This window comes from Streptomyces dioscori (genome assembly GCF_003024195.1).
Lineage (GTDB): Bacteria > Actinomycetota > Actinomycetes > Streptomycetales > Streptomycetaceae > Streptomyces > Streptomyces dioscori.
This window is the reverse complement of the sequence record NZ_KZ679043.1, coordinates 398576-416626: the sequence shown is the minus strand read 5'-3', so window position 1 is coordinate 416626 and position 18051 is coordinate 398576. Positions and strand designations below refer to the sequence as shown.

11 protein-coding genes, 1 pseudogene and 1 riboswitch are annotated in these 18051 nt (G+C 73.5%); of the genes and pseudogenes, 8 read left to right on the top strand and 4 right to left on the bottom strand.

All coding sequences use genetic code 11. The features are described 5' to 3' along the window. Positions 1–40 precede the first annotated feature (40 nt). Positions 41–4420, bottom strand: a complete 4380-nt coding sequence (locus tag C6Y14_RS18175; RefSeq protein ID WP_107017741.1) for an nSTAND1 domain-containing NTPase — start codon at positions 4418–4420, stop codon at positions 41–43. A 198-nt stretch (positions 4421–4618) separates the two neighbouring features. Beyond that, positions 4619–4759, top strand: a riboswitch (cobalamin riboswitch). Positions 4760–4875: 116 nt separating this feature from the next. Here C6Y14_RS18175 and C6Y14_RS18170 point away from each other — a divergent pair. The 5 genes from C6Y14_RS18170 (at position 4876) to C6Y14_RS18150 (ending at position 11749) form a co-directional block, all read left to right on the top strand. Next, on the top strand, positions 4876–5838 hold the full coding sequence (locus C6Y14_RS18170; RefSeq protein WP_107017740.1) for a cobalamin biosynthesis protein: 963 nt from the start codon (positions 4876–4878) through the stop codon (positions 5836–5838). After that, positions 5835–7379, top strand: coding sequence for a cobyric acid synthase (locus C6Y14_RS18165; protein ID WP_107017739.1), 1545 nt, complete (start codon positions 5835–5837; stop codon positions 7377–7379). Before C6Y14_RS18170 ends, C6Y14_RS18165 begins: the two co-directional genes overlap by 4 nt. A gap of 88 nt (positions 7380–7467) precedes the next feature. Continuing rightward, complete coding sequence (locus C6Y14_RS18160) at positions 7468–9594, top strand: putative cobaltochelatase (protein ID WP_107017738.1); 2127 nt, start codon at positions 7468–7470, stop codon at positions 9592–9594. Continuing rightward, on the top strand, positions 9594–10193 hold the full coding sequence (gene cobO / locus C6Y14_RS18155) for a cob(I)yrinic acid a,c-diamide adenosyltransferase (RefSeq protein ID WP_107017737.1): 600 nt from the start codon (positions 9594–9596) through the stop codon (positions 10191–10193). Before C6Y14_RS18160 ends, cobO begins: the two co-directional genes overlap by 1 nt. Continuing rightward, a complete protein-coding gene (locus C6Y14_RS18150) occupies positions 10193–11749 on the top strand; it encodes a cobyrinate a,c-diamide synthase (protein WP_107017841.1) in 1557 nt (518 codons plus the stop codon). Before cobO ends, C6Y14_RS18150 begins: the two co-directional genes overlap by 1 nt. 38 nt (positions 11750–11787) lie before the next feature. Here C6Y14_RS18150 and C6Y14_RS18145 read toward each other — a convergent pair whose 3' ends face one another. Then, positions 11788–12516, bottom strand: a complete 729-nt coding sequence (locus tag C6Y14_RS18145) for a ZIP family metal transporter (RefSeq protein ID WP_107017736.1) — start codon at positions 12514–12516, stop codon at positions 11788–11790. An 84-nt stretch (positions 12517–12600) separates the two neighbouring features. Between C6Y14_RS18145 and C6Y14_RS18140 the strand changes: the two are divergent. The 3 genes and pseudogenes from C6Y14_RS18140 to cobC all read left to right on the top strand — a co-directional run. Then, a pseudogene (locus C6Y14_RS18140) lies at positions 12601–12987 on the top strand (cobalamin biosynthesis protein); the annotation flags it as partial. Positions 12988–13226: 239 nt separating this feature from the next. Beyond that, a complete protein-coding gene (locus C6Y14_RS18135) occupies positions 13227–14102 on the top strand; it encodes a sirohydrochlorin chelatase (RefSeq protein WP_107017734.1) in 876 nt (291 codons plus the stop codon). Further along, complete coding sequence (gene cobC, locus C6Y14_RS18130) at positions 14092–15249, top strand: Rv2231c family pyridoxal phosphate-dependent protein CobC (protein ID WP_107017733.1); 1158 nt, start codon at positions 14092–14094, stop codon at positions 15247–15249. The genes C6Y14_RS18135 and cobC overlap by 11 nt, the downstream gene beginning before the upstream one ends. Before the next feature lie 269 nt (positions 15250–15518). Here cobC and C6Y14_RS18125 read toward each other — a convergent pair whose 3' ends face one another. Both C6Y14_RS18125 and C6Y14_RS18120 read right to left on the bottom strand, forming a co-directional pair. Next, complete coding sequence (locus C6Y14_RS18125) at positions 15519–16400, bottom strand: SCO1860 family LAETG-anchored protein (RefSeq protein ID WP_107017732.1); 882 nt, start codon at positions 16398–16400, stop codon at positions 15519–15521. Between the two features lie 305 nt (positions 16401–16705). Continuing rightward, complete coding sequence (locus C6Y14_RS18120) at positions 16706–17806, bottom strand: amidohydrolase family protein (RefSeq protein WP_107017731.1); 1101 nt, start codon at positions 17804–17806, stop codon at positions 16706–16708. Positions 17807–18051 lie beyond the last annotated feature (245 nt).

Here is an 18051-nt window from a genome sequence, read left to right as displayed (position 1 = left end):
CGTGCACCCGAGCGTCACCGTCCGCCCTGTCGGGGCCGCGTCAGCCGCGGTTTCGGCAGGGCGGTCGCATGTCCGCGCCCGGGGGGACGTCGAAGGAGTTCGGCAGGGACTCGCGGATGTCCGGGGGGTTCGGGCCGAGGAGCTCGCAGAGGCGGGATGTGGAGCCGTCCTTGAGGCGGCGCAGGTCGTAGGAGAAGGTGCCGAGCTCCGTCGCTCCGGACAGGCGGTGGCCGATGAAGAGCCAGGCCCTGACCTGGTGGGAGACGGGCAGGGAGACCACCTTCGAGGCGCTGCCGTCGTCCCACACCTCTTCGGGGTTGTCTCCGGCCGGGGACAGCACCAGGAGACCGCTCCTGTCGTACGGCCCGACCAGTGTGGAGCCCGCGGAGAGGAGAGCGGGCCTGCCGTGGCCGGGTCTCCAGACGAACACCCCGTCCCGCCCGGTCACCGCGAGAGATGCCCCGTCCGAGCGAACCACCGCATCGGCCGACCAGGAGCCCTGCTCGCCGAAGGGGAGCGGATCGATGCGTGCGGAGGTCCCCGTCCTCTCGGCGTGCCCCTGCCGCACCCGCCACAGCTCCGCGCTGCCGTCGGCCCGGAGCACGAACAGCTCCTGAGGATGGCCCGGCCTCCCGAGGGCCGCGACACACGCATGCCGGTTCATCGCCGACTTCCACGCGCAGCCCAGCTCCCGCAGGAGGCCGCGCTCGCCGCTGTCCCCGTCGAGCAGGGACACCCCGCTCCGGGCATGGAGCAGGAAGTCGCCCCGCCCGTAGCGCGTCACGGCCGTGATACCGAGCGAACGGTCGGCGACAACCGTGCCGTTCCGTGTCGGCGACTCCTCTTTCGCGCGCAGCGCGAGGTCGCTCGTGGTGCGCAACTCCCATCCGTCCTCGTGCCAGTCGACCAATCCGCTTCCGTCCTCGCTGGCCGTGATGCGGTCCGCCGCGAACGCCGGGGACACCTTCTCGCGACGCAATCCGTGGGCATCGGCGACGGCAACGGTCGCAGGGCCCAACGGGTTGTTGTCGGAGTCGGTGGGCGCCGGCACGAGCGCGACGATCGCCTGGTTGTCAGGTGCGTAGTCCATGGCGTTCACCGATTCGCCGCTCATGAAGGGGTACCGCGTGGCAGGCGCGCGGAACGCCAGCAGGTCCTGGCCTAGCGCGACGTGGATGATGGGCGTGGCCGATTCCGTGCTCACCGTGACGAGGGTGTCGACGGGAGTCGTAGGCACTACGGCCGAGTAGTTTCTACCGGTCACCAGGTCATGGAGCACGCTGAGTTGCGCGTCGGGGGTTCCCACTGCCGACGTGTCGAACGACTCCTCCGCCAGGGTGAGGAACCGCCCGGTGGCGTCCGTCGCGAAGCTCTGCTCCCTGTACAGCTGCGCCTTGCCCGCGGTCCCGCGCGGTGTGGTCAGTTGCGACCGCCACATCCGGTCGGTCTTCCGCGCGGTGGCCAGCGTTCTGCCTCCGCCATCGAGCAGTTGGTCGACCAGACCCGATTGTTCCGTCGTGACGCGGCCGGTCGACACGTCGCCGGTACGCACGGCGTAGAGCGTCTCCGTCTCGTCCCCCGTCTCCCTTCCCGTGACGAGCGTCAGTCGATCGGCCCGATCCGACCGCAGGGCCGTGTCGTACACGCACTCCCCTGGTTTCAGCATGCCGTCGGGCGGCGCCTGTCCCGGTCCCCCGACCCCCTTGGTGTCTACTTCGACCAGACGCATCCAGGCGCCCGTCCCGTCGCAGGTTTCCGTGGGACCGCCGACGAAGTGCAGCAGCCGGCGTCCGTCCGCCGAGAAGTCGAGCGTCGCCGACGCGGTCGCGGTCCTGTCCGGGCTCCATGTCCACGCCAGTGGCGTCGGGGCCGCTGTCCGCTTCCCCTCCCCCACCTCCCAGATCCGCACCACCCCGTCCGGCCCCCCGGCCGCCACCTTCGTCCCGTCGTCGCTGACGGTCACCAGGTCCGCCAGGACCGGCGCTCCGGGCAGCAAAGTGGAGCTCACGTCGCTGCCGTCCAGGCCGGACACCACGTACACCCGGGCGCCGTCCGCCCCCTTGTGCAGGACGGCCATGCGGTGGCCGTCGGCCGAGGCGGCAGCCGACTGGACCAGCCCTTTCGGGAACAGCCGGTGCACGGACTGCAGTGAGGACAGCGGCAGTTCATGGCGCATCAGCGCGGCCCTCGTCCGCGCCGTGTCGCTCGTGCGGGCCGCCGCGAGGGCGAGCAGCGCCGCGTCCACCGGTTCGCCGGCGAGACTGTCGGCCTGCTCGACGAGCGTCTGCGCGGCGCGGTCGCGCCTGTCCCGCTCCTGGTCCTGGCGCAGATCCCACGCCACATAACTCAGCCCCGCCGCGAGCAGCGCCAGGCAGGCCACGAGGGCGACCCCCGTACGGCCCCTGCGCACCGAGCGGCGCCTGTCCAGCCTGCTCAGCCGGATGAACTCGGCTTCTTCCGAGGAGAGTTCGGCGGGGCGCTGCGCGGCCATCGGTCTTGCCGCGGACAGCTCCTGGCCGCGTAGCAGCAGATCGCTCTGGCGGCCGGCCGCGTCCCACTCCCGGAGCCGTGCGCCGAGTCTCTCGTGCCAGACGAGGAAGGCCCGCGACTCGTCGAGCCAGGAGTGCAGGGTCGGCCACTGGCGCACCAGGGACTCGTGGGCCAGGGCCACGGTCTCCTTGCCCGAGCTGTCGCGCCCGACGACGAGGAGCCGGGTGCCGGCCAACGCCTGTGCGGCGGCGCGCAGTTCGGCGGGCAGCTGCTCGAACCCGCAGGCCACCCTGGTGAACTCGCTGCCCTTGACGGGGCGGGCGAGGCGTTCGAAGAGCCGGCGGGCGGTCGCCTCGTCGGGTCCTTCGGGCTCCTTGCAGACCTGCGCCAGCTGGTGGTCGGCGTAGCGGGAGAGGGCCCCTTCGACTCCGCCGATCTCCCGGTACGCGGCGTGTGTGAGCCGCCCGTGCTCCTGCCGCTCCCAGAGTTCGGCCAGGGCGAACTCGACGAGGGGCAGGGCGCCCGCTTCGCTTCCCGCGTCGGCGACGACGCGTTCGGCGAGGCCCGGCTCGAACTCCACCCCGGGGATGCCGTCGACGGGTCTGCGGACGATCTCGTCCAGCTGGCCGGGGTCCAGCGGGCCCACCATCTGGACCGTGCCGCTCAGCTCCTGGGCCCGTCCGCCGGCGACGAGTTCCTCCATGGACGCGGAGCGCAGCGTGGCCAGTACGCTGAGCCTGCCGCCGCCCGGACGGGTCGCCCGGGTCATCGGCAGCAGGGTGTCCAGCAGGGCGCGGGCCTCGTCGGGGCGCGTGCCCACGGTCTCCTCGAACTGGTCGAGGACGATGACGTGCCCGGCCGTTCCCGCCTGCTCCAGGATGCGCGCACCCTCCAGGACGGCTCTCTCCGCCGAGCGGCCTTCGGGCACCCCCCGTTCCGGCGCCGGGCCGTACCTGGTCCCTCGCGGGGCGGGGAACTGCCGGTTCAGCGCCGCCGCGAGTGCCGTCACCGGGTCCGTGTCCGGCTGGCCCACGAAGTCGGTGACCGTGTAGCCCGAGGCGCGCAGCAGAGGCAGTACCCCGGCCCGTACCAGCGACGACTTGCCCACGCCCGAAGCTCCCGCGACCGGCACGAAGGGGGTGCTGCGGACCGCCGCCGCGATGCGCTTGCTGTCCGCGTGCCGGGCGAAGAAGACCGCGGCGTCCTGTTCCCGGAAGGGTTCGAGTCCTCTGAACGGGCTGACGCGGAGCGAGGGGTCGAGTCCCAGCAGCAGCGCGGCGGGGATGAGGTACGCGGTCGTCGCGCCGGAGCCCCGGTCCGCGGCCACGGTCATACCGACCACACCGCCCTGCTCGGTGTCCCACACCGGTGCCCCGCTGAACCCCTGCCCGATGGCGGGCCCGTGGAACGCCTCCCGGGCCTCCATGGACGTCCAGCCCCGCCCGACCGGCGCCCGGAGCCGCCCCTGCACCCAGACCCCGTGGTCGCCGGTGCGGCGCGGGAAGCCCAGGACGCGGAACGGGTGGTCCCACACGCTGTCGCCGCCCGCGAACCGGACCGGCGCGGTACCGGGGACGGGGGCTCCGCCGCCCTCGACGTCCCCTCCTTCGCCGTCCCCTCCCTCGCCGTCCCCGCCCTCCAGGGTCAGCAGCGCGATGTCACCGCCGCCGTCCTCGCCGACCGGCCGCCAGTGGGTGACCTTCGCCCGCAGTGGCGGAGACGCGGCCGGGGACAGCAGCGGGAAGTCGACCGTCACCGACGGTTCCGGTGGCAGCGGATCGGTCTCCTCCGTACCGAGGGTGCGGGCCACGACATGGGCGCAGGTGCACAGCGTTCCCTGTGCGATCAGGAAACCGCTGCCTGTGACCTCCCCGTCCTCGTTGCGGAACCGTGCGATCCCCAGGGTCAACCCGTCGTCGACATGCGCCACTGCTCGGCCCCTCCCCGTGCGCCGCGCGACTCAGGCTCATGTCATCGCATGTCACGCACAGTGATCGCAAGGGTGGGGGCGAGAGTGCCTCCGGGACGGCCGGTTCCAGGTTCGCGGCAACCGGTCCGCGGGCAGCACCCGTAGGCCGATGTGGGTCTCAGCACACTCTCCCGTCGCAGGTCAACAGCAAGTTGACGGGTGTTCTCGGACCGTGGTGGACTGCCGAGGCCATGTACGTCGGCAGAAGAGGAAGCCGGTGCGAATCCGGCGCGGTCCCGCCACTGTTACCGGGGAGTCGATCTCCCGGGAGCCAGGAACTCTCGCCGTCGGTCTCGTCGAACCAGGGCGTGGACACCCTGAGTGAGGACATATCGCCATGCGCGCCCACCTGTTGTGGACCAGTGTGCCCAGGCCCGGTACGAGGCCTTCGCCGCCCGTAGCGGCGGGCTGAACCGGTGCGAGCCGAGCGCGTCTTCGCGTACGGCGCCGCCGCCGGCCTCCTCGGTGACCTGCTGCTCGGCGATCCCCGCCGAGGGCATCCGGTCGCCGCGTTCGGGCGGGCCGCGGGTGCCGTCGAGCGGGCCCTGTGGCGCGACCACCGGGGTTGGGGGGCGCTGCACACCGCCGTGTGCGCGGGCGGCGCCGTCTGCCTCGCCGTGGCCGCCGAGCGTTCCGTGCGTACCTCCCCTGTCGCCTCCGTCGCCCTGACCGCCGCCGCCACCTGGGCCGTCGTGGGCGGGACCTCGCTGGGCCGTGAGGCGCGGGCCGTCGGCGGGGCGCTGGCCGCCGGGGACATCGAGGTGGCCCGTGAGCGGCTGCCGCATCTGTGCGGGCGCGACCCGCAGGCGCTGGACGCCGACGGGATCGCCCGCGCGGTGGTCGAGTCGGTCGCCGAGAACACCTCCGACGCCGTCGTGGGCGCCCTGGTGTGGGGCGCGGTCGCGGGCGTACCCGGGCTGGTCGGGTTCCGGGCCGTCAACACGCTGGACGCCATGGTCGGGCACAGGTCGGCCCGTCACCGGCGGTACGGGTGGGCCTCCGCCCGGCTCGACGACGTGGCGGGGTGGCCCGGGGCCAGGCTGACCGCGGTTCTCGCCACCGTCACTGGGGGCGATCCGCGGGGAGCCGTCCGCGCCTGGCGTGCCGACGCCGCCAGGCATCCGAGTCCCAACGCCGGGCCCGTGGAGGCCTCGTTCGCGGGGGCGCTCGGGGTCCGGCTCGGCGGCACGCTCTCGTACGCCGGACGGGTCGAGCACCGGCCCGTGCTCAACGGTCCGGGGCGGGCCGTGCGGGTCGGGGACATCGAGCGGGCCGTCCGGCTCTCGCGCCGCGTGGGCCTGCTCGCGCTGGGCGCGAGTGTCGCCGGGCGGCTGCTCGCCGCGTCATTGGCACCGAAGGCGAAGGGGCGTACGTCATGAACGCGGGAACGGGCGGGAGGCCGGGCGGTGGACCGGGGGGCGGGCTGCTCGTCGCCGGTACGACCTCCGACGCGGGCAAGAGCGTCGTGACCGCCGGGATCTGCCGGTGGCTGGTGCGGCAGGGTGTGAAGGTGGCGCCGTTCAAGGCGCAGAACATGTCCTTGAACTCGTTCGTCACCCGCGAGGGCGCTGAGATCGGGCGGGCGCAGGCCATGCAGGCGCAGGCCGCCCGCGTGGAGCCCTCCGTGCTCATGAACCCCGTGCTGCTCAAGCCGGGCAGCGACCGCAGCAGCCAGGTCGTCCTGATGGGCAAACCCGTGGGCGAGCTGAGCGCGCGCGGCTACCACGGCGGCCGCCAGGAGGCGTTGCTCGGGACCGTGCTGGACTGTCTGGCCGAGTTGCGGGGCACGTATGACGCGGTGATCTGTGAGGGGGCGGGCAGTCCCGCCGAGATCAATCTGCGGCGCACCGACATCGTGAACATGGGGATCGCGCGCAACGCCCGGCTGCCCGTGCTCGTGGTGGGGGACATCGACCGCGGCGGGGTGTTCGCCTCGTTCTTCGGGACGGTGGCGCTGCTGTCGCGCGAGGACCAGGAGCTGGTCGCCGGGTTCCTCGTCAACAAGTTCCGCGGGGACGTCTCCCTGCTCGAACCCGGCGTCGACATGCTGCGCGGGCTCACCGGGCGGCACACGTACGGCATCCTGCCCTTCCGGCACGGGCTCGGCATCGACGAGGAGGACGGGCTCAGGGTGTCCCTGCGGGGGGCGGTGCGCGAGTCCGAGGTCTCCTCCCCCGTCGGCGAGGACATCCTGCGGGTCGCCGTCTGCGCGATCCCCCTGATGTCCAACTTCACGGACCTGGACGCCCTCGCCGCCGAACCGGGCGTCGTGGTGCGGTTCGTGGACCGCGCCGAGGAACTGGTGGACGCCGACCTCGTCGTCGTACCCGGCACCCGCGGTACGGTCCGGGCCCTGGAGTGGCTGCGGCGGCGCGGCCTCGCGGACGCCCTGGTGCGCAGGGCCGCCGAAGGGCGCCCCGTGCTGGGCATCTGCGGCGGTTTCCAGCTCCTCGGCGAACACATCGAGGACGAGGTCGAGTCGAGGGCCGGTGCCGTCGACGGCCTCGGACTCCTCCCCGTACGCGTGCGGTTCGCGCGCGAGAAGACCCTGACCCGTCCCGTCGGCGAAGCACTCGGCGAACCCGTCCAGGGGTACGAGATCCATCACGGGGTCGCCCAGGTCACCGGCGGGGAAGCCTTCCTGGACGGCTGCCGGGTCGGCGAGGTCTGGGGGACGCACTGGCACGGCTCGCTGGAGTCGGACGGCTTCCGGCGTGCCTTCCTGCGCGAGGTGGCCGCCGCGGCGGGGCGGCGTTTCGTACCGGCCCCGGACACCTCGTTCGAGGGGCTGCGCGAGGAGCAGCTCGACCGGCTGGGCGATCTGATCGAGGAACACGCGGACACGGACGCGCTGTGGCGGCTCATCGAGTCCGGCGCACCGGCCGGACTGCCTTTCATTCCACCGGGAGCGCCCGTATGAGCCCGCTCGAAGGCCACTTGGGCCGCCAGGCACGTCTGGCACATCTGGCACATCTGGCACATCTGGGCTATTTGGAGGACGACAACCAGTGAGTACCCCGTTTCCGTTCACGGCCGTGGTCGGTCAGGACGACCTGCGACTGGCACTGCTGCTGAACGCCGTCTCCCCCGCGGTGGGCGGTGTGCTCGTCCGCGGCGAGAAGGGCACCGCCAAGTCCACGGCCGTGCGCGCGCTCTCGGCGCTCATGCCGCAGGTCGACGTCGTCCCCGGCTGCCGTTTCTCCTGTGCGCCGCACGCCCCCGATCCGGCCTGCCCGGACGGCCCCCACGAGGTGGGCCCGGGTGTGCCACGGCCCGCGCGGATGGTCGAACTGCCCGTCGGCGCCTCGGAGGACCGTCTCGTCGGCGCGCTCGACATCGAACGGGCCCTCTCGGAGGGCGTGAAGGCCTTCGAGCCCGGCCTGCTGGCCGACGCCCACCGCGGACTCCTGTACGTGGACGAGGTCAACCTCCTCCACGACCACCTGGTCGACCTGCTGCTCGACGCGGCGGCGATGGGTGCCTCGTACGTGGAGCGCGAGGGTGTCTCCGTACGGCATGCCGCGCGGTTCCTGCTCGTGGGGACCATGAACCCCGAAGAGGGCGAGCTGCGGCCGCAGTTGCTCGACCGGTTCGGGCTGACCGTCGAGGTGGCGGCCTCGCGCGAACCCGACCAGCGGGTGGAGGTCGTACGGCGGCGGCTCGCGTACGACGACGACCCGGAGGGGTTCGCGGGGCGCTGGGCCGACGAGGAGTCCGACGTACGGGCGCGGATCGTGGCCGCGCGGGAGCTGCTGCCGTCGGTGCGGCTCGGCGACGGCGCGCTGCGGCAGATCGCGGCGACGTGCGCGGCGTTCGAGGTGGACGGCATGCGGGCCGACATCGTGATGGCGAGGACCGCCACCGCGCTGGCCGCCTGGGCGGGGCGGACCGATGTGCTCGCCGAGGACGTGCGGCAGGCCGCGCTCCTCGCGCTGCCGCACCGGCGCCGGCGCAATCCGTTCGACGCGCCCGGCCTCGACGAGGACAAGCTCGACGAGACGCTGGAGGAGTTCGCGGGCGACGAGGACGGCCTGGGCGACTCCGATCCCGGCGACTCCGGTGACTCCGGCGATGAGGACCCGGATCCGGACGGGCCCGGTGGGGGTGGCGGGCGGCCACCGCAGGACGGGCCCGACGACGGCGGGGACCGTGACAGCGGCAACGACGACGGTGGCGAGTGTTCCGGTGAGGTGCCCGCGCAGGGCGAGGCTCCCGCGAACGAGTCCCAGAACGGCGGGGCGCCGACCCCCGGCGCGGGCGAGCAGTCCCCCGTACGGGCCGCCGAGCCCTTTCGTACGAAGGTGCTGAGCGTGCCCGGCCTGGGCGAAGGAGCCGCCGGGCGGCGCTCGCGGGCCCGGACCGAGCACGGGCGCACCACCGGGGCGCGCCGGCCGCGCGGGGCCCTCACCAAGCTGCATCTGGCCGCGACCGTGCAGGCCGCCGCGCCCCATCAGCGGGCACGCGGCAGGACCGGCCCCGGTCTCGTCGTACGGCGGGACGATCTGCGGCAGGCCACCCGGGAGGGCCGCGAGGGCAACCTCGTGCTGTTCGTCGTGGACGCGTCCGGTTCGATGGCGGCCCGGCAGCGGATGGGCGCCGTGAAGGGAGCGGTGCTGTCCCTGCTCCTCGACGCCTACCAGCGGCGGGACAAGGTGGGGCTCGTGACCTTCCGCGGCTCCGCGGCCGAGGTGGCGCTGCCGCCCACGTCGTCGGTCGACGCGGCCGCGGCGCGGCTGGAGTCGCTGCCCACCGGCGGGCGTACGCCGCTCGCGGCCGGGCTGCTGCGGGCGCACGACGTGCTGAGGGTGGAGCGGCTGCGTGATCCGGCCCGGCGCGCGCTGGTCGTCCTGGTGACCGACGGACGGGCGACCGGCGGACCCGAACCGGTGGCGCTCGCGGGGCGGGCCGCCCGGCTGTTCGCCGCCGACAAGGTCGCGTCCGTCGTCGTCGACTGCGAGTCCGGCCTCGTACGGCTCGGACTCGCGGGGCAGCTTGCGGGCGACCTCGGCGGGACGGCCGTGACACTCGACGAGCTGCGGGCCGACTCCATCGCCGGGCTGGTCAGGGACGTACAGGGCAAGGGCCAAGACGGCAGTCGGGGCAGGAGCCAGGGCAACAGCAGGAGGGCCGCGTAATGCCTCAGGGACAGCCGAGTGTCGTACCGGACGACGGACTGACGACCCGCCAGCGACGCAACCGGGCGCTCGTCATGGTGCACACCGGGATGGGCAAGGGAAAGTCCACCGCCGCCTTCGGGCTCGCGCTGCGCGCCTGGAACCAGGGGTGGCCGATCGGGGTGTTCCAGTTCGTCAAGTCCGCGAAGTGGAAGGTCGGCGAGGAGAACGCGCTGCGCGTCCTGGGCGCCAGCGGTGAGGGCGGGTCCGTCGACTGGCACAAGATGGGCGAGGGCTGGTCGTGGGTGCAGCGCGACTCCCAGCAGGACAACGAGGAGAAGGCCCGCGAGGGCTGGGAACAGGTCAAGCGCGACCTCGCCGCCGAGACGTACAAGCTGTACGTGCTCGACGAGTTCGCCTATCCGATGCACTGGGGCTGGGTCGACGTCGACGAGGTCGTGGAGGTGCTGCGCGGCCGGACCGGGACCCAGCACGTGATCATCACCGGGCGCAACGCCCCTGAGAAGCTGGTCGAGTTCGCCGATCTGGTGACCGACATGTCCAAGGTGAAGCATCCGATGGACGCCGGTCAGAAGGGGCAGAGGGGCATCGAGTGGTGATGTCCTCCGCCCTTGGGCCCGGGTCCGGGGCTGGGTCCGGGTCCGGGTCCGGGTCCGTTCCTCGGCTGGTCATCGCCGCGCCCGCCTCCGGGAGCGGCAAGACCACCGTCGCGACGGGGCTGATGGCCGCGTTCGCCTCGCGGGGGCTCGCCGTGTCCCCGCACAAGGTGGGCCCGGACTACATCGATCCCGGGTACCACTCGCTCGCCAGCGGGCGGGTGGGGCGCAACCTCGACTCCTACATGTGCGGGCCGGAGCTGATCGCGCCGCTGTTCGCCCACGGTGCGCGCGGCTGCGACCTCGCCGTGGTCGAGGGCGTGATGGGGCTGTTCGACGGGGCCTCCGGGGAAGGGGAACTGGCCTCCACCGCCCATGTGGCGAAGCTGCTGCGGGCGCCCGTGGTGCTGGTCGTGGACGCGTCCTCGCAGTCCCGGTCGGTGGCCGCGCTCGTGCACGGGTTCGCCTCCTGGGACGCCGGGGTGCGGATCGGCGGAGTGATCCTCAACAAGGTCGCCTCCGATCGGCACGAGGCGTTGCTGCGGGAGGCGATGGATCAGTCCGGGGTGCCCGTGCTGGGTGCTCTGCGGCGGGCCGAGGAGGTGGGGACGCCGTCCCGGCATCTGGGGCTGGTGCCTGTCGCCGAGCGGCGGGCCGAGGCCGTTGCCGCTGTCGCGGCGATGGGGGCGCGGGTGCGGGACGGGTGTGACCTGGAGGGGTTGTTCGCGCTGGCGCGCAGTGCCGGGGAGTTGGGGGGTGGGGCTTGGGACGCGGGTGAGGTGCTGAGTTTCTCGCCCCCGCCGCCCCTTCCCGTCCCGACCCTCGGGGGCTCCGCCCCCGAACCCCCTGATCGGCCTGAACGGCCTCGTCCTCGAACGCCGGACGGGCTGAGTGGGAGAAGCGCTCCCGTTGTCGCTCTTGCCGGCGGGGCCGCCTTCACCTTTTCCTATGCCGAGCAGGCCGAGTTGCTGGCTGCCGCCGGGGCCGAGGTCGTCACGTTCGATCCGTTGCGGGACGAGCAGTTGCCGGACGGGACCCGTGGGCTGGTCCTCGGGGGCGGGTTTCCCGAGGTGTTCGGGCCGGAGCTGTCCGCCAACGAACCGCTGCGCAAGGCCGTCGCCGCGCTCGCCGAGAGCGGGGCGCCGATCGCGGCCGAGTGCGCGGGGCTGCTCTATCTCTCCCGTGAGCTCGACGGGCTGCCGATGTGCGGGGTCATCGACGCGGAGGCCCGGATGGACGCGCGGCTGACGCTCGGGTACCGCGATGCCGTCGCGGTGTCCGACAGTTCGCTGGCCGAGGCGGGCACCCGGATGCGGGGGCACGAGTTCCACCGGACCGTCGTCGAGCCGGGGGCGGGGGCCGCCGCGGCCTGGGGGATGCGTACTCCGGTGCGGCGGTTGGAGGGCTTCGTGCAGCAGGGTGTGCACGCGAGTTATCTGCACACGCACTGGGCGGGCTCGCCCGGGGTCGCCCGGAGGTTCGTGGAGAGGTGCGCGGGGGACCACGAGAGTGCCGGGAGTACCGGGAGTACCGGGAGCGCCAGGAGTGCCGGGGCATGAGGTCGGCTCCCGGTGCCTGGGGGGTGGTCCGGCGTGGCTCACTCCGCGATGCCGACGACCAGCCAGATGAAGGCCACTCCGGCGAGCGTGCACAGCAGGGTGGAGCGGGCCGGGTGTTCGTGGTGGGCCTCGGGAAGGATCTCGGCGGCGGCGAGGTAGAGGAGCGCGCCGCCGAAGAAGCCGAGGTACCCGCCGAGCAGATGCTCCGGGATGGTGAACAGCATCGTCGAGGCGGCACCGAGCACCGGGGCCGCCGCGTCCGCGACGAGCATCGCGACCGCCTTGCGGCGTGCGTTCCCGTACAGGGTCGTGATCGTGTACGTGTTGAAGCCGTCCGCGAAGTCATGGGCGATCACCGCGACCGCCACGGCCGCCCCCATGCCGCCGCCCACCTGGAAGGCCGCGCCGATCGCCACGCCGTCCATGGCGCTGTGGCCGACCATCGCGGCGGCGGCGGTCAGGCCCACCTGGGGCGTCCGCCCGTCGTGTTCCCCACCCCCGTGCGAGGCCTGGCGCACGGCGAGCAGCCGTTCCACCATGTGGGCCGCGAGGAAGCCGGCCACGAACAGCAGCAGCGCGGCCGGCACGCCGAAGATCTCCCCGCCGGCCGCGTCGAGCGCCTCCGGCAGCAGATCGAGGCCGACCACGCCCAGCATCAGGCCACCGGCCAGGCCGAGTACGAGGTGGCGGCGGTCGGTGACGCGTTGCGCCGTCCAGCCGCCGGCCAGCGTCATGAGGAACGCGCCGAGCGCGACGAACACCGCCATACGCCCTTGCTATCCGATCAACCCGCCTTCACGCACGTTCGCCGCACTCCGGATGCCGACCGGCTTGCACGGCTTCCGGAAGAACCCCGGCCCCTCGTCGTCGGCGTGGGTGCCTCCAGGGGCGTACCCGTCGACGAAGTGCTCGGGCTCGTCGAGGCCGCCCTGCGGGACGCCGGGCTGTCCGCGCGGTCCGTCGTCGAGCTCGCCACCGTCGACACGAAGGCCGCTGAGCCCGGGATCCTCGGTGCGGCCGAGCGGCTCGGGGTGCCCGTGGTGACGTACAGCGCCGGGGAACTGGCACGGGTCGACGTGCCGAACCCCTCGGCCGCGCCGCTCGCCGCCGTCGGTACGCCCTCGGTCGCCGAGGCCGCGGCCCTCGCCCGCGGCGGTGAGCTTCTCGTCCCCAAGCGCACGTCGTCCGCGCACCCGGCGAGAGCGACCTGCGCGGTCGTACGCAGGACCGGGGGCGGGCCGGGTGCCTGAGATGAGTGGGGGCGGGACGGCGACCTGTGGGGCCTGCGGTCGTAGGGTGGCGCAGCGCGGCCACCGTCGGCAGGAGGAGCCCGAGTGAGCCACCGGACCAGTCAGGCCCGTCGGCGGCCCAGGGGACGTCAGACACCCGCCGTGCCCTGCCCTGCCCTCGGTCGGCGCACGCCCTGTCGGCCCTCCTCCTTGTCCCCCCACACCGTTCCGTATCCCCAGGAGACCTCGTGACCACCCCCTCTCCCGCTCCAGCCCTGCTCCTCGCCGGCCATGGCACCCGGGACGACGCCGGAGCCGAGGCGTTCCGCGACTTCGTACGGGAGCTGGGCCGGCGCCACCCCGGCCTGCCCGTGGCGGGCGGTTTCATCGGGCTCTCCCCGCCGCCGCTCGGCGACGCGGTGGCCGAACTGGCCGCCCAGGGGGTGCGCCGGTTCGCCGTGGTCCCGCTGACGCTGGTGTCCGGCGGGCCCGCGGAGGGCGACCTCCCGGCCGCGCTCGCCCGGGAGCAGGCACGGTATCCGGGGACCTCGTACGCGTACGGGCGTCCGCTGGGCCCGCACCCCGCGCTGCTCGCCGTACTGGGGCGGCGGCTCGACGAGGCGCTGGGCGGGTCCGTGCGCGCACCCCAGGACCGGGCCGGGGTGACCGTGCTGCTCGTCGGCCGCGGCTCGACCGACCCGGAGGCCAACGCGGAGGTGCACAAGGCGGCGCGGCTGCTCTGGGAAGGCAGCGGTTACGCGGGAGTGGAGACGGCGTTCGTGTCGCTGGCCGCGCCGGACGTGCCGTCGGGCCTGGACCGCTGTGTGCGGCTCGGCGCGCGGCGGATCGTCGTGCTGCCCTACTTCCTGTTCACCGGCACGCTTCCGGAGCGGATCCGGCAGCAGAGCGAGGGGTGGGCGGCGGCTCGTCCGGAGATCGACGTGCTCCTTGCCGACGTCATCGGGCCGGAGCCGGAACTGCTCGACCTGGTGATGGAGCGCTACCGGGAGACGCGGCCGGGCGTCGAGCGCGACGAGGCCGTCGAAAGTGTCGAAGGCGTCGACGGTCACGGACACCAGGACGGCGGCCTCTACCGCGACCACGCTTCCTCTCATGCGTACTGACAGCGACGGGAGAGACGGGCGGGACGGGCGAGGTGGTTCCGCGTCCTGGGGCGTCGGCGGCCAGGGGCAGGGTCCGGATCAGGGCCAGGGGCATGATCTGCGGCATCACGGTGACGCCGAGGTGCGGGACGACGGCTCGGCGCTCGTCGACCTCGCCGTGAACGTCCGTGCCGGCACTCCCCCGGACTGGCTGCGCGGCCGTATCGCCGAGTCGCTGGGCGGGCTGGCCGCCTATCCGGACGGACGGGCCGCGCGCGCCGCGGTGGCGGCACGGCACGGGCTGCCCGTCGAACGGGTGCTGCTCACCTCCGGGGCCGCCGAGGCCTTCGTGCTGCTCGCGCGTTCACTGAAAGTCCGTCACCCTGTCGTCGTGCACCCGCAGTTCACGGAACCGGAGGCCGCGCTGCGGGACGCGGGGCACACCGTGGACCGGGTACTGCTCCGTCCCGAGGAAGGGTTCCGGCTCGACCCGGCGGTCGTTCCCGAGGACGCGGACCTGGTCGTGATCGGCAACCCGACCAATCCCACGTCCGTGCTCCATCCGGCCGGGCTGATCGCGGAACTCGCCCGTCCCGGGCGGACGTTGGTGGTCGACGAAGCGTTCATGGACGCGGTGCCGGACGAACGGGAGGCACTCGCGGAACGGACGGACGTGCCGGGGCTCGTGGTGCTGCGCAGCCTCACGAAGACGTGGGGACTGGCGGGGCTGCGAATCGGATACGTGCTCGCGGCGCCCGAAACGGTCCGCGAACTCGAACGGGCGCAGCCGTTGTGGCCGGTGTCCACGCCCGCGTTGGCCGCGGCCGAGGCCTGTATGACGCCGGAGGCGCTTGCCGAGCAGGCGCGGGCGGCCCTGCGGGTGGCCACGGACCGGGCGCATCTGGTCGCCGGGCTGCGGGAGTTCGCGTCCGACGGGGCGTGGGTGGCGGAGCCGGCGGAGGGGCCGTTCGTCCTGGTGTCGCTGCCGGGGGCGGGGGCTGTGCGGGAGCGGTTGCGGCGGCTGGGGTTCGCTGTGCGGCGGGGGGACACGTTTCCCGGCCTTGACGGGACGTGGCTGCGGCTGGCGGTACGCGACCGTCCGACGGTCAACCGGTTCTTGCAGGCACTTGACCAGGCGGTCAGCTTGACCGGGGGGTCGGGCAGGTAGGGGCTTGTCGCGCCGTTCCCCGCGCCCCTTAGGGGATGGGGGTGGCCGCCCGTGGGAAAGTGCGGCCCGGTGGGGGTTGCTCGCGCCGTTCCCCGCGCCCCTGGAGGGGCGGTGGGGGTTGGCCTCCGCCCTGGGGGCAAAAGCTGGGGCGTAGCCCCGCTTTTGAGGGGCGCGGGGAACTGCGCGGGCAACCCCCACCGGGCCGCACCATTTCCACCGGCACAGGCCCCCGCAGGGGGCGCGGCCAGCCCCCACCGGGCCCGCAGGCGTCAGCCCCGGCGGCGGCGGGTCACCGTCACCGCTGTGGCGCCTGCCGCCAGCAGCGCGAACGCCCCCGCCGCCACGTACGGCGTCGCCGAACCGCCACCGGTCTCCGCGAGCCCGGGCGCCTCCGCGGCACCCCCCTGCGGCGTCACCCCGGGCACGGGCACGGCCGGGGTCTCGCAGGTCGCCTCCGCCAGAGTGACCGTTCCTTCAACCTCCGCGACGTTCAGCTTCAGCGGGTTCACGGACACCTTGAGCCGCAGCGCGGTCGCCGCCGCCGTACGGGACGTGGTCCGGGTCGACGACAGGTCCAGGCGGACCTCACCGACCCCCGGCACCTTCACCTCGGTCACCCCGCCGGCGGTCACCGTGGTCCGCTTGCCGAGCACCGTCACCGCACCCAGCGGATTCGCCGTGGCGACCGGCTTCTCGCCCGCCGCGCACACCGCCTTCGCGGTGACCTGCTCGACCTCGATGAGGGACAGCAGCGGCAGCCCGGGAATGTGCACCTTGGCGTGGGCGAGGCGCACCGACCCCTCGGCCTTCTCCGCCGAGACGGTCGCACGCGCTCTCGCGACCTCCGCACCGAGCACGGTGAACGGCTGACCGCCGTCGACCCCGTCCAGCTTCGCCGTGAGCGTGGTCTTCTCGGCGCTCCGCGGCGCCTGTACTTCGTTGAGCGAGACCGCGAGCGGGACGTTCACGGTCTTGTTGAGCAGGGACACGTCGAGCCCGGTGCGGAGCACGACGGCCCCGGCCCGGCCGTGGCCGTCGGTCGCGTGGGCCGGACCCGCGCCGGCCAGGACCGTGGGACCGGCGGCCAGGGAGACGGCGGCCGCGGTGGCGGCCAGCCTGCGTGCGGGCATACGGAAAGTGCTGCTGTTCATGGTGGTGGGACCCCCACAGGAGACAGAACCGGAGACGCGACGCCGCAGGACGTTCCGCTCGCAGGGACATGCGGGGAGCGTCCGGCGGCGTCGATGACGGGAATCCTTACGCACGGAGAGTGAACAGTCAGCAAGCTGAGGGGAGTTCACCCATACGTGGACTTTCCGCGCACCTCTTCGATTCATCCTGCACGTACGTTCCTCAAGGCCACCCAGATCACTGAACCGCACGGAACTGGCTGGAAAGCGCCGGAGCACAGGAGGGAGTGCGCGCCGTTCCGGCAGGGCTCAGCCGTAACTCTCCGTCAGCTGACGACCCTGCCGTCGAGGACCACCCGCCGCGGCGCCGCCAGGACCCGTACGTCCTCCCGCGGATCCTGCTCGTACACGACGAGGTCGGCCGGAGCCCCCTCCTCCAGGCCGGGCCGGCCCAGCCACGCGCGGGCGCCCCACGTGGTGGCCGAAAGCGCTTGGAGGGGCGGGATGCCGGCCGTCACCAGTTCGGCGACCTCCCCTGCCACCAGTCCGTGCGGCAGCGTGCCGCCCGCGTCGGTGCCGACGAACACCGGGATGCCGGCGTCGTAGGCGGCGCGCACGGTGTCGTAACGGCGCTCGTGCAGTCGCCGCATGTGCGCGGACCACCGGGGGAACTTGGTCTCGCCCCCGTCCGCGAGGTGCGGGAACGTGGCGATGTTCACGAGGGTGGGGACGATCGCGACGCCGCGTTCGGCGAAGAGCGGGATCGTGTCCTCGGTCAGTCCTGTGGCGTGTTCGACGCAGTCGATGCCCGCTTCGACGAGGTCCCGCAGGGAGTCCTCCGCGAAGCAGTGCGCGGTGACGCGGGCGCCGAGGCGGTGGGCCTCGGCGATCGCCGCCTCCACGGCGTCGCGCGGCCAGCAGGCGCCGAGGTCGCCGGTGCCGCGGTCGATCCAGTCGCCCACCAGTTTCACCCAGCCGTCGCCTCGCCGGGCCTCCCGGGCCACGTACGCGACGAGGTCCGCGGGCTCGATCTCGTGCGCGAAGCCGCGGATGTAGCGGCGGGTACGGGCGATGTGGCGGCCCGCTCTGATGATCTTCGGGAGGTCGTCGCGGTCGTCGACCCAGCGGGTGTCGGCGGGTGAGCCGGCGTCGCGGATGAGGAGGGTGCCGGCCTCCCGGTCGGCCAGGGCCTGCTTCTCCGACTCGTCGTCGGGGACGGCGCCGTGGGGGCCGAGGCCTACGTGGCAGTGGGCGTCGACCAGGCCCGGGAGGGTCCAGCCGTCGATCGTGCGGACGTCTTTCGCCGCCTCGCCGCGGGGGCGGTCGTAGGTGACCTTGCCGTCGACGACCCAGAGTTCGTCCCGGGCGTCGTCGGGGGCGACGAGTACGCGGCCCGTCACGTGCAGTACCGGCGGCTGATCGCTCATGGCGGCAGCCTAGTTCTTTGACGGAGTAGGTCGTCTGCGGGCCCGGTGGGGGCCGTTCGCGCAGTTTCCCGCGCCCCTGAAAAGCCAAAAGACTGCGCCGTTCCCCGCGCCCCTGAGGGGGACGGGGCGCAGCCCCTCCCCAAGGGGCGCGGGGAACGGCGCGAGCAACCCCCACCGGCCCGCGTGTCGACGCGGCCCCCGCCCTTACGGCGACTTCCGCGGAGCGTCCTCCACGTCCGCCATCG

What these genes read in the sequence shown, in the direction of transcription:
- C6Y14_RS18120 (WP_107017731.1), bottom strand. Translation starts at nt 17,806, where the DNA reads ATGAGCGATCAGCCGCCGGTACTGCACGTGACGGGCCGCGTACTCGTC.
- C6Y14_RS18150 (WP_107017841.1), top strand. Translation starts at nt 10,193, where the DNA reads ATGTCCTCCGCCCTTGGGCCCGGGTCCGGGGCTGGGTCCGGGTCCGGG.
- C6Y14_RS18165 (WP_107017739.1), top strand. Translation starts at nt 5,835, where the DNA reads ATGAACGCGGGAACGGGCGGGAGGCCGGGCGGTGGACCGGGGGGCGGG.
- cobC (WP_107017733.1), top strand. Translation starts at nt 14,092, where the DNA reads ATGCGTACTGACAGCGACGGGAGAGACGGGCGGGACGGGCGAGGTGGT.
- cobO (WP_107017737.1), top strand. Translation starts at nt 9,594, where the DNA reads ATGCCTCAGGGACAGCCGAGTGTCGTACCGGACGACGGACTGACGACC.
- C6Y14_RS18145 (WP_107017736.1), bottom strand. Translation starts at nt 12,516, where the DNA reads ATGGCGGTGTTCGTCGCGCTCGGCGCGTTCCTCATGACGCTGGCCGGC.
- C6Y14_RS18125 (WP_107017732.1), bottom strand. Translation starts at nt 16,400, where the DNA reads ATGAACAGCAGCACTTTCCGTATGCCCGCACGCAGGCTGGCCGCCACC.